Origin of the sequence: Variovorax sp. YR566 (assembly GCF_051992195.1) — a bacterium.
Lineage (GTDB): Bacteria > Pseudomonadota > Gammaproteobacteria > Burkholderiales > Burkholderiaceae_C > Variovorax.
In genome coordinates, this window is the sequence record NZ_CP197092.1 from 1,283,820 (window position 1) to 1,295,666 (window position 11,847).

Annotated in this window: 11 protein-coding genes; all 11 read left to right on the forward strand. The window is 66.2% G+C overall.

Features of this window, described 5'->3' with window-relative positions; translation table 11 throughout:
* Positions 1-41: 41 nt before the first annotated feature.
* The 11 genes from ACTG4X_RS05915 to ACTG4X_RS05965 all read left to right on the forward strand — a co-directional run bounded on the left by ACTG4X_RS05915 (position 42) and on the right by ACTG4X_RS05965 (position 11,716).
* Positions 42-800 (forward strand): SDR family oxidoreductase, encoded by a 759-nt coding sequence (locus tag ACTG4X_RS05915; protein ID WP_440533420.1) that lies wholly within the window; start codon positions 42-44, stop codon positions 798-800.
* 145 nt (positions 801-945) lie between these two features.
* Positions 946-1,635 (forward strand): TetR/AcrR family transcriptional regulator, encoded by a 690-nt coding sequence (locus tag ACTG4X_RS05920; RefSeq protein ID WP_440533421.1) that lies wholly within the window; start codon positions 946-948, stop codon positions 1,633-1,635.
* A gap of 77 nt (positions 1,636-1,712) precedes the next feature.
* Entirely contained in the window at positions 1,713-3,509 is a 1,797-nt protein-coding gene (locus ACTG4X_RS05925) for an acyl-CoA dehydrogenase C-terminal domain-containing protein (RefSeq protein ID WP_093057293.1), read from the forward strand.
* Positions 3,510-3,552: 43 nt separating this feature from the next.
* Entirely contained in the window at positions 3,553-3,987 is a 435-nt protein-coding gene (locus tag ACTG4X_RS05930) for a DUF2147 domain-containing protein (protein WP_440533422.1), read from the forward strand.
* 39 nt (positions 3,988-4,026) lie between these two features.
* On the forward strand, positions 4,027-6,426 hold the full coding sequence (locus tag ACTG4X_RS05935) for a 3-hydroxyacyl-CoA dehydrogenase/enoyl-CoA hydratase family protein (protein WP_440533423.1): 2,400 nt from the start codon (positions 4,027-4,029) through the stop codon (positions 6,424-6,426).
* A gap of 11 nt (positions 6,427-6,437) precedes the next feature.
* Positions 6,438-7,637, forward strand: coding sequence for an acetyl-CoA C-acyltransferase (locus tag ACTG4X_RS05940; protein ID WP_093057296.1), 1,200 nt, complete (start codon positions 6,438-6,440; stop codon positions 7,635-7,637).
* 131 nt (positions 7,638-7,768) lie between these two features.
* A complete protein-coding gene (locus ACTG4X_RS05945; protein ID WP_354336887.1) occupies positions 7,769-8,680 on the forward strand; it encodes an alpha/beta hydrolase family protein in 912 nt (303 codons plus the stop codon).
* 29 nt (positions 8,681-8,709) lie between these two features.
* Positions 8,710-9,546, forward strand: a complete 837-nt coding sequence (locus ACTG4X_RS05950) for an acyl-CoA thioesterase (RefSeq protein ID WP_093079139.1) — start codon at positions 8,710-8,712, stop codon at positions 9,544-9,546.
* A 6-nt stretch (positions 9,547-9,552) separates the two neighbouring features.
* Complete coding sequence (locus ACTG4X_RS05955) at positions 9,553-10,302, forward strand: SDR family oxidoreductase (RefSeq protein WP_093079137.1); 750 nt, start codon at positions 9,553-9,555, stop codon at positions 10,300-10,302.
* A gap of 17 nt (positions 10,303-10,319) precedes the next feature.
* Positions 10,320-10,913 carry a 2-hydroxychromene-2-carboxylate isomerase gene (locus tag ACTG4X_RS05960; RefSeq protein WP_093057300.1) on the forward strand — a complete coding sequence of 198 codons (594 nt, stop codon included), beginning with the start codon at positions 10,320-10,322 and terminating at the stop codon, positions 10,911-10,913.
* 38 nt (positions 10,914-10,951) lie between these two features.
* Positions 10,952-11,716 carry an enoyl-CoA hydratase gene (locus ACTG4X_RS05965; protein ID WP_440533424.1) on the forward strand — a complete coding sequence of 255 codons (765 nt, stop codon included), beginning with the start codon at positions 10,952-10,954 and terminating at the stop codon, positions 11,714-11,716.
* Positions 11,717-11,847: the final 131 nt, after the last annotated feature.

The window sequence follows — 11,847 nt, forward strand, 5'->3', positions numbered from 1 at the left end:
CACTGGAGGCACTTCTTCCACACACCCGAAAGGAATTTCCCATGACATCCGTTCAAGACAACATCAAGGGCAAGGTCGCCATCGTCACCGGCGCGAGCAGCGGGCTCGGCGAATCGACGGCGCGCCACCTGGCCGCGCGCGGCGCCAAAGTGGTGCTCGCGGCCCGCCGCACCGACCGGCTCGACAAGGTCGTCGCCGAAATCCGCGAAGCCGGCGGCGAGGCCATCGCCGTGGCCACCGACGTGGCCAAGCGCGCCGACCTCAACAAGCTCGCCGCCGCCACCGTCGAGGCCTTCGGCCGCATCGACGTGCTGGTCAACAACGCCGGTGTGATGCCGCTGTCGCCCCTCGACAAGCTCAAGGTCGACGAGTGGGACCGCACCATCGACGTCAACATCAAGGGCGTGCTCTACGGCATTGCCGCCGTGCTGCCGCGCATGCAGGCGCAGGGCAGCGGGCACATCGTCAACGTCGCATCCATTGCCGGGCTGAAGGTGTTCACGCCCATCGGCACCGTCTACAGCGCGACCAAGCACGCGGTGCGCGCCATCTCCGAGGGCCTGCGCGTGGAAGTGGGCAACAGCGGCGTGCGCGTGACCATCGTGTCGCCCGGCGCGGTCGAGTCGGAGCTGAAGTTCGGCAGCAGCGATGCCGAGTCCGCGGCGGGCGTGAAGGCGTTCTACGACGCCAACCAGATCCCGTCCGATTCGGTGGCGCGCGCCATCGTCTACGCGGTGGAGCAGCCGGCGAACGTGGACATCAACGAAGTCGTGCTGCGGCCGGTGTCGCAGGAGTTCTGAACAGAGCTTCCGAGGGGTAGGGATGGGGCCGATTGCGCCCCGTCCCGCATCAATTAACCTTCAATACCCGAAGGTTTCTTGCGGGCGAAAGTGGTAAAGCCCTGCAAAATAGAACGACCGTTCGTTTTTGCATGGAAATTCCACGATGACCGCAGCAGCCGTTCCCGCCAAGCCCGCTCGTGCCGCCCAGAAGGGCCAGCAGACCAAGGCCGTCATCGTCGACGCCGCGCTGGCGCTGGCCGCGCAGATCGGGCTCGAGGGCCTGTCGATCGGTGCGGTGGCTGAAATCACCAAGATGAGCAAGTCGGGCGTGTTCGCCCACTTCGGCTCGCGCGAAGAACTTCAGATCTCGGTGGTGCGCGAGTATCACGCACGCTTCGAGCAGGAAGTATTCTTCCCCGCCCTGAAGGCGCCGCGCGGCCTGCCGCGCCTGCGCGCCATGTTCGCCAACTGGATGAAGCGCACCTCGACCGAAATCGACTCGGGCTGCATCTACATCAGCGGCGCTTCCGAATTCGACGACCGCCCAGGCCCGGTGCGCGATGCGCTGGTCGAGTCGGTCAGCATCTGGCAGGCGGCAGTGCTGCGCGCCATCGTGCAGTCGCAGAGCGAAGGCCATCTGCGCGCCGACGCCGACGAGCGCCAGGTGGCGTTCGAGATTCACGGCCTGATCCTCGCGCTGCACTACGAAGCGCGCTTCCTGCAGGTGCCCGGCTCCATCGGCCGCGCCAACGTCGGCTTCGACAACATCCTCGCGCGCAGCGCCACGCCCGATGCGCCCAAGGCCGACACGGCCGCGCCGGCCGGCCGCCGCCGCCTCAAGACCGTGCGCTGAAGAAGCGCGCGGCCTGCCCCGTTTTCGTTTTCCCCCTTTTTCTTTTTTCTATCTAGCTTCGACCAGGAGAGTTCCGGATGCCTACCTACAACCCACCCGTGCGCGACATGCAGTTCGTGCTGCACGAAGTGCTCAACGTCGCCGAGGAACTCAAGGCGCTTCCGGCACATGCCGAGACCGATGCCGACACCATCAACGCGGTGATCGAAGAGGCCGGCAAGTTCGCCGCCGAAGTGACCTTCCCGCTCAACATCAGCGGCGATGAAGAGGGCTGCACGCTCGACAAGACCACGCATGAAGTCAAGACGCCCAAGGGCTTCAAGGACGCCTACGCCAAGTACATCGAAGGCGGTTGGCCCGCGCTGTCGTGCGACCCGGCCTTCGGCGGCCAGGGCCTGCCCTTCGTTGTGAACCAGTGCCTGTTCGAGATGCTCAACAGCGCCAACCAGGCCTGGACCATGTACCCCGGCCTCTCGCACGGCGCCTACGAGGCGCTCGCAGCGCACGGCACCGACGAGCAGAAGAAGACCTACCTGCCCAAGCTCACCAGCGGCGAATGGACCGGCACCATGTGCCTGACCGAACCCCATTGCGGCACCGACCTCGGCCTGCTGCGCACCAAGGCCGAGCCGCAGGCGGACGGCACCTACCGCATCAGCGGCAGCAAGATCTTCATCTCGGCCGGCGAGCACGACATGACGAGCAACATCATTCACCTGGTGCTGGCCCGCCTGCCTGACGCGCCCAAGGGCAGCAAGGGCATCAGCCTGTTCGTGGTGCCGAAGTTCAAGGTCAAGGCCGACGGTTCGCTCGGCGAGCGCAACCCGATCTTCTGCGCCGGCCTGGAGCACAAGATGGGCATTCACGGCAACGCCACCGCGCAGATCGTGATCGAAGGCGCCACCGGCACGCTGGTGGGCGAGCCCAACAAGGGCCTGGCCGCGATGTTCGTGATGATGAACGCCGCGCGCCTGGGCGTGGGCAACCAGTCGTTGGGCCTGACCGAAGTGGCCTACCAGAACGCGCTGGCCTACGCCAAGGACCGCATCCAGATGCGTTCGCTCTCCGGCGTGAAGGCCAAGGACAAGGAAGCCGACCCCATCATCGTGCACCCCGACGTGCGCAAGATGCTGCTCACTGCCAAGGCCTATGCCGAAGGCGGCCGCGCGCTGCAGATCTTCTGCACGCTGCTGCTCGACAAGGAACACAACCACCCCGACGAGAAGGTGCGCAAGGACTCCGGCGAACTGGTCGCGCTGCTGACCCCCATCGTCAAGGCCTTCATCACCGACAACGGCCACGTTGCAACCAACGCCTGCATGCAGGTGTTCGGCGGCCACGGCTTCATCAAGGAATGGGGCATGGAGCAGTTCGTGCGCGACAACCGCATCAACATGATCTATGAAGGCACCAACACCATCCAGTCGCTGGACCTGCTGGGCCGCAAGGTGCTGGGCAACAACGGCGCGTCGCTGAAGAAGTTCGGCAAGCTGGTTGCGAAGCTGGTGGAAGAAGAGGGCGTCAACGAGAAGATGGCCGAGTTCATCAACCCCATCGCGGGCCTGGGCGACCAGCTCACCAAGTTCACGACCGAGATCGGCTTCAAGGGCTTCCAGAACCCCGACGAAGTGGGCGCCGCTGCTGTCGACTACCTGCGCGTGGCCGGCCACTTCGTGTTCGGCTACCTGTTCGCCCGCATGGCGCAGGTTGCACTGCGCGAAATCGCCGCCGGCAACACCGACCCGTTCTACGTCGCCAAGCTGCAGACCGCACGCTTCTACTTCGCCAAGCTGTTCCCCGAGACCGCGACGCTGATGCGCACCGCGCGCGCCGGCAGCAAGGTGCTGATGGACACCGACGCGGCACTGGCCTGAAGCAAGCCCTTTGCCTTTTCCTTCACTTCGCCGGGAGACACGCATGAAGAAAGCATTCGCCGCCGTTCTGTTCGCCGTCACCGCAGCCTCGGCCATGGCCCAGGTCACGCCGGTCGGCCTGTGGCGCAACGTTGACGACAAGACCGGTGAGGTCAAGGCCGAGATCCGCATCGATGAAACCAACGGTGCGCTGCTCGGCCGCATCGAAAAGGCACTGGGCAAGGACGCCAAGCCCGGCGCCACCTGCGACGAATGCAGCGACGACCGCAAGGGCAAGCCCATGGTGGGCCTGGACATCATCCGCGGCGGCAAGAAGGCCGAAGGCAAGGACGTCTGGGAAGGCGGCAAGATCCTCGACCCCGAGAACGGCAAGGAATACCGCGCGAGCTACACGCCCGTCGACGGCGGCAAGAAGCTCGAAGTGCGCGGCTACCTGGGCCCCTTCTGGCGTACCCAAACCTGGAACCGCGTGCAGTAACAAGCCTGCGCGCAACCAATCCAAGAAATACCAAGCAACATGTCCCGATTTCAAGTGAAGAAGGTCGCCGTGCTCGGCGCCGGCGTGATGGGCGCGCAGATTGCGGCCCACCTCGTCAACGTGCGCGTGCCTGTCGTGCTGTTCGACCTGGCCGCAAAAGAAGGCCCGAAGAACGGCATCGTCACGCGCGCCATCGACAACCTCAAGAAGCTCAAGCCCGCGCCGCTCGGCGACGTGGCCGATGCGGGCCTGATCGAACAGGCCAACTACGAAGACGACCTTGCCAAGCTCGGCGAGTGCGACCTCATCATCGAAGCCATTGCCGAGCGCATGGACTGGAAGCTCGATCTCTACAAGAAGATCGCGCCCCACGTTGCCAAGCATTCGATCCTGGCCTCGAACACCTCGGGCCTGTCGATCACCAAGCTCAGCGAGGCATTGCCCGAAGCGCTGAAGCCGCGCTTCTGCGGCATTCACTTCTTCAACCCGCCGCGCTACATGTTCCTGGTGGAGCTGATCAACACGCCCACCACGCAGCCGCAGGTGCTCGACGACCTCGAAGCCTTCGTCACCAGCACGCTCGGCAAGGGCGTGGTGCGCGCGCACGACACGCCCAACTTCATCGCCAACCGCGTCGGCATTGCCGGCATGCTGGCTACGCTGAAGGAAGTCGAGAAGTTCGGCTTGACGCCCGACGTGGTGGATGACCTCACCGGCAAGAAGCTGGGCCGCGCGAGTTCGGGCACCTTCCGCACCGCCGACGTGGTGGGCCTCGACACGATGGCCCACGTCGTGAAGACGCTGCAGGACAACCTGAACGCCGAGACCGATCCGTTCTATGCCAACTTCGCGACGCCGCCGGTGCTCGCCAAGCTGCTGGAGCTGGGCAACCTGGGCCAGAAGGCCAAGGCCGGCTTCTTCAAGAAGGTCGGCCGCGACATCCTGCGCTTCGACCTGAAGAGCGGCGAGTACGTGCCCGCCGGCGCCAAGGCCGACGAGGTGTATGGCCGCATGCTGAAGAAGCCCGCGGGCGAACGCCTGAAGCTCCTGCGCGAGAGCGAAGGACCGCAGGGCCAGTTCCTCTGGGCGATCCTGCGCGACGGCTTCCACTACGCCGCCGTGCACCTGGGCGACATCGCCGAGAGCGCACGCGACATCGACTTCGCCATGCGCTGGGGCTTCGGCATGAAGCAGGGCCCGTTCGAGCTCTGGCAAGAGGCCGGCTGGGCGCAGGTCGCCAAGTGGGTGCAGGAAGACATCGACGCCGGCAAGGCACTGAGCAGCGCGCCGCTGCCCAAGTGGGTGTTCGAAGGTCCGGTGGCCGAGGCCGGCGGCGTGCACACGCCCGGAGGCTCGTGGAGCGCATCGCAGAACAAGTTCGTGCCGCAGCGCAGGCTGCCGGTGCATGACCGCCAGCTGTTCCCCGAGAGCGTGCTCGGCGCGAACGCAGCCGACGCCAACACCGCCGGCACCACCATCAGCGACGAAGGCGACGTGCGCGTGTGGACGCTCGATGGCGAAGTGCTCATCGCCAGCATCCATTCGAAGATGCACGCCATCAGTCCCGACGTGGCCGAGGCGCTTGGCGCCGCGGTGGAGCTGGCCGAGGCCGAATACAAGGGCCTTGTGATCTGGTCGCCCGACGAGGTGTTCTCGGTCGGCGCCGACCTGCAGGCGATGCTGCCGGCCTTCGTGGTCGCGGGCATCGGTGCGGTCGAAGGTGCCGAGGAAGAGCTGCAGAACGTGATGCTCAAGATCCGCTACGCCAGCGTGCCGGTGATCTCGGCCGTGCGCGGCATGGCGCTGGGCGGCGGCTGCGAGCTGGCCGTGCATTCGGCCAAGCGCGTGGCTGCAATGGAAAGCTACATCGGCCTGGTCGAAGTCGGCGTGGGCCTGATCCCCGGCGCCGGCGGCCTGACCTACATCGCGCGTCGTGCCGCGGAGAACGCAGCGGCCTCCACGGGTAGCGACCTGCTGCCGTTCCTCACCGAAGGCTTCACCGCCGCTGCGATGGCGAAGGTCGGCACCGGCGCGCTCGATTCGAAGAAGCTGGGCTACCTGCTCGACAGCGACGTGATCGTGCCGAACAAGGACGAGCTGCTGTACGTGGCGCTGCAGCAGGCCAAGGCCATGGCCGACGCCGGCTACCGCGCACCACTGCGCCGCACCTTCCGCGTGGCGGGCCGCAGCGGCGCCGCGACCATCAAGGGCCAGCTGGTGAACATGCGCGACGGCGGCTTCATCAGCGCGCACGACTTCCACATTGCCAGCCTGATCGCGAACGTGGTCACCGGCGGCGACGTGGACGCGGGTTCGCTCGTGACCGAGGAATACCTGATGACGCTGGAACGCAAGGCGTTCTGCTCGCTCATCGTGCATCCCAAGACGCAGGAGCGGATCATGGGGATGCTCAGCACCGGCAAGCCAGTGCGCAACTAAGGACAGATTTCATGAGCAAGCAAGTACAAGACGCCTACATCGTCTCCGCCACCCGCACCCCCATCGGCAAGTCGCACCGCGGCTACTTCCGCAACTACCGTCCTGACGACCTGCTGGCCACCACGCTGCGCGCTGCGCTGGCCGCCGTGCCCAGCCTCGACCCGAAGGCCATCGAAGACATCATCTGCGGCTGCGCGATTCCCGAATCGCAGCAGGGCCTGAACGTCGCGCGCATCGGTGCGGTGCTGGCGGGCCTGCCGACCAGCGTCGGCGGCATCACCGTCAACCGCTTCTGCGCATCTGGCCTGTCGGCCGTGCAGATGGCGGCCGACCGCATCCGCGTCGGCGAGGCCGACGTGATGATCGCAGCCGGTGTCGAAAGCATGAGCATGGTGCCGATGATGGGCAACTCGCCCTCGCTGTCGCCCTCGATCTTCGAGCGCGAGGGCGACGTGGGCATTGCCTACGGCATGGGCCTCACGGCCGAGAAGGTCGCGCAGCAGTGGAAGGTGAGCCGCGAGGCGCAGGACGAGTTCGCGCTCGCCTCGCACCAGAAGGCACTGGCCGCACAGAAGGCCGGCAAGTTCGCCGACGAGATCACGCCCATCGAAGTGACCGACCGCACGCCGAACCTGGAGACCGGCGAGTCGATTGCCAAGACCCGCACCGTGAACCTCGACGAAGGCGCGCGCCCCGACACCAGCATCGAAGGCCTCGCCAAGCTGCGCACCGTGTTCGCCGCGCGCGGCACGGTCACGGCCGGCAACAGCTCGCAGACCTCGGACGGCGCGGGCGCGCTGATCCTGGCGAGCGAAAAGGCCGTGAAGCAGTACGGCCTCACGCCGCTCGCACGCTTCGTGAGCTTCGCCAGCAAGGGCGTGCCGCCGCACATCATGGGCATCGGCCCGATCGAGGCGATTCCGGCCGCGCTGCGCTATGCGGGCCTGAAGCACGAGGACATCGACTGGTTCGAGCTGAACGAAGCCTTTGCCGCGCAGTCGCTGGCCGTCATCAACACGCTGGGGCTCGATCCGTCGAAGGTCAACCCGATGGGCGGCGCGATTGCGCTGGGCCATCCGCTCGGCGCTACGGGCGCCATCCGCTCGGCGACCGTGGTGCATGCGCTGCGCCGCGAGAACCTGAAATACGGCATGGTCACGATGTGCGTGGGCATGGGCCAGGGCGCTGCCGGTATCTTCGAAAGGGTTTGAGCAAACCCCCAGGCTTCGCGCACTTCGTGTCGCTGCGCCAACCCCCTTGCAGGGGGGCAACACCTGCGGCCCGGCAAAGCCGGTTCCGCGGTGTTCCGCGAATGGACCGTGACCGTTCTGGAGAAACGAGCATGCAACAGGAAGTTCTGAAGGTCGATGGCGGCGCACAGCAACTGGCGGTGCGCCGCTACGAGCCCGCCGGCGCACCGCGCGCCAGCATCGTGATCGGCGGCGCGATGGGCGTGCGCCAGTCGTTCTACGAACCCTTCGCGCAGTGGCTTGCAGAACAGCAGGGCCTGCGCGTCTGGACCTTCGACTACCGGGGCTCGGGCGATTCGCGCGGCGATGCGTCGCTGCGCGGCTTCAAGGCCGACCTGTTCGACTGGGCGCGCGACTATGAAGCGGTGATCGATGCCGCCAAGGCCGCACTGCCTGACCAGCCGCTCTACCTGCTGGGTCACAGCCTTGGCGCGCAGTTGCCGGGCTTCCTGCAGCGCCCGGAACAAGTCGACGGCCTCGTCAGCATCGCGGCCGGCAGCGGCTACTGGCGCGAGAACGCGCCGAAGCTCAGGCGCAGCATCCTCTACTTCTGGTTCGTGCTCGTGCCGCTGGTCACGCGACTGTTCGGCTACTTTCCGGGCCGCAAGCTGAAAAAGGTCGGCGACCTGCCGCGCGGCGTGATCCTGCAATGGCGGCGCTGGTGTCTCAACCCGCGCTACAGCGTGGGTGCCGAGGGCGAGCTTGCATCGCAGAGCTACAACCGCGTGCGCTTCCCAGTGCTCGCGCTGTCGATCACCGACGACGAGCTCATGACGCTCGCCGGCACCGAAAGCCTGGTGAGCTTCTATGCCGGCGCACCGAGCGCGGTCGAGCGCATCGCGCCGGCGGACGTGCAGGCCCGGCGCATCGGCCACTTCGGCTTCTTCCGCGAGCAGTTCAGCCAGAGCCTGTGGCCGAGCACGGTCGACAAGCTGCACCGGCTGGCTGCGTTGACCGAACGTACTGCGGTGCAGCACGCCAACGTCCCGCACACGACTGCGTGACGCCATCCTCCGGAGGCACACTGCCGATCATGACGAGCACGCAGCACCCCTTCGACAAAGCCCTGACGATCCACCACAGCGACATCCGCGTGGGGCACTTCACCGGCATGACCAGCCCCGACTACTGGAACATGGTCGGGCCCTTCGGCGGCACCACTGCGGCCCTGGTGCTGCAGTCGGTGATGCAGCACCCCGACGTGCTGGGCACGCCCATCGCGCTCACCGTCAACTACGCGGCGGCGATCGAAGCCGGCGCGTTCGACATCCAGGCCACTGCCGTGCGCACCAACCGCTCGACGCAGCACTGGACGGTGCAGATCACGCAGGCCGGCCCCAGCGGCGCGCCCAACATGACGACCACCGCCACCGTGGTGACGGCCGCGCGCCGCGACACCTGGGGCGAGAGCGACATGCCGATGCCCGAGGCGCCAAGGCCCGAGACGGTCGACCGCATGAGCATCGGCCCGTCCGGCGTGGCGTGGATCAACCAGTACGAGATGCGCCCTTTCAGCGGTGGCATTCCCGCGAAGTGGGACGAGAGCCTGCACCACAGCGAAACCCGCATCTGGCTGCGCGACGCACAGCCACGGCCGCTCGACTTCGCCTCGCTCGCCGCGATGAGCGACATGTTCTACCCGCGCGTGTGGCTGCGCCGCGCGAAGCACGTGCCCGCGGGCACGGTGTCGATCACCACCTACTTCCACGTCGGGCCGGCGCAGCTGGCCGAGGTCGGCACGGGCTATCTCCTGGGCCGCGCGGCGGGGCAGCAGTTCTTCAACGGCTTCTTCGACCAGACGGCGCATCTGTGGAGCGAGAAGGGCGTGCTGCTGGCCACTTCGAACCAGATCGTCTACTACAAGGAATAAAGAGACATGACCACCCTGCAGAAAGCCGCACTCATCGTCGGTGCCGGCGATGCCACCGGCGGTGCCATTGCCCGCCGCTTCGCGCGCGAAGGTTTTGCCACCTGCGTCACGCGCCGCAGCCTCGACAAGCTGCAGCCGCTGGTCGCGCAGATCGAGGCCGACGGCGGCCGTGCGCACGCCTTCGCCTGTGATGCGCGCAAGGAAGAGGAAGTGGTCGCGCTTGTCGAGCAGATCGAATCGACCATCGGGCCGATCGAGGTGATGGTGTTCAACATCGGCGCCAACGTGCCCGAGAGCATCCTGAACGAGACCGCACGCAAGTACTTCAAGGTGTGGGAGATGGCCTGCTTCTCGGGCTTTCTCAATGGACGCGAAGTGGCGAAGCGGATGGTGGCGCGCGAACTGCCCAAGGGCGGCCATCGCGGCACGATCATCTTCACCGGCGCGACGGCCTCGTTGCGTGGCGCGGCGAACTTCGGCGCTTTTTCGGGCGCGAAGATGGCTTTGCGTGCGCTCGCGCAGTCGATGGCACGCGAGCTGGGGCCACAGGGCATTCACGTTGCGCACGTGGTGGTCGATGGCGCCATCGACACTGAATTCATCCGCAGCAATTTCCCCGAGCGCTATGCGTTGAAGGAAAGCGACGGCATCCTGAACCCGGAGCACATTGCCGACAGCTACTGGATGCTGCATTCGCAGCCTCGTGACGCGTGGACGCACGAACTCGACCTGCGGCCCTGGTCCGAGAAATTCTGAGAGAAGGAGACAACCCCATGGCGAAATCCGTCGACTTCTATTTCGACTTCGGCAGCCCAGCCGCCTACCTGGCCGCGACGCAACTGCCGCACATCTGCGCCGATACAGGCGCCGAGCTGGTGTGGAAGCCCATGCTGCTGGGCGGTGTGTTCCAGGCGACCGGCAATCATTCGCCCGCCGAGATCAAGCCCAAGGGCCCGTACATGACGACCGATCTGAAGCGCTTTGCCAAGCGCTACGGCGTGCCCTTCGTGCACAACCCCCACTTCCCGATCAACACGCTGCTGCTGATGCGCGGCGCCACGGGCGTCCAGATGAAGGAGCCGGCGCGTTTCGGTGCGTACGTCGATGCGGTTTTCCACGCGATGTGGGTCGATCCGAAGAACCTCAACGACCCGGCAACCGTCGGTGCCGTCTTGCAAAATGCGGGCTTCGACGCCGCGGGCCTGCTCGCGCTGGCCGGTGCTCAGGAAACCAAGGACCGCCTCAAGGCCGTCACGCAGGAAGCCGTGGAGCGCGGCGTGTTCGGCGCTCCCACCATGTTCGTCGGCAGCGAGATGTTCTGGGGGCAAGACCGCCTCGATTTCGTCCGCGAAGCCCTTTGCGCCTGACCGCGGCGCCAATCTTTTTCATCCAAGGACTACCATCCATGAGCGACATCCTCGTCCACACCGAAGCCGGTGTGATGACCATCACCTTCAACCGCGTCGACAAGAAGAACTCCATCACCAGCGCCATGTACGCCGAGCTGGCCGACGCGCTGGCTACAGCCGAAAGCGCAGCGGCCGTGCGCTGCGTGCTGATCCAGGGCGACCCGACGATCTTCAGCGCGGGCAACGACATCGGCGACTTCCTCAACGGTCCGCCGTCGACGGAAGAGTCACCGGTGTTCCGCTTCCTGCGCGGCATCGCGACCTTCCCCAAGCCGATCGTTGCGGCTGTGTGCGGCCCGGCTGTGGGCATCGGCACCACGATGCTGTTCCATTGCGACCTCGTCTATGCGGGTGACAACGCCGCTTTCTCGATGCCCTTCGTGAACCTGGGCCTGTGCCCCGAGGCGGCATCGAGCCTGCTGGTGCCGCAGATGCTGGGCTACCACCGCGCGGCCGAGGCGCTGCTGCTGGGCGAGCCCTTCATGGCGGAGGCCGCGCTCGAAGTGGGCCTGGTCAACCGCGTGGTGCCGCCGACCGAAGCGAACGCCATCGCGCAGACGCAGGCTCGCAAGCTGGCCGCCAAGCCGCTGAGTGCGCTGGTGGAAACCAAGCGTCTGCTGAAGAAGGCGCAGATGCCCGCCGTGCTCGAACGCATGGGTGAGGAGGGCGCGAGCTTCGGTCGCATGCTGCGCGAGCCGGCGGCACGCGAGGCTTTCGGTGCTTTCATGGAGAAACGCAAGCCGGACTTCTCCAAGGTCTGATGCGTTTTCGGGGCTTGCACGCGTACACTGGCCGCCGTGCAAGTTTCAGAGACAAGAACGCTCACAACGCCCGTCCCGCGGGCGAATGATGCTACTGAAAAAGTAGCAATCGACCTCACGCGCCGGCGTAC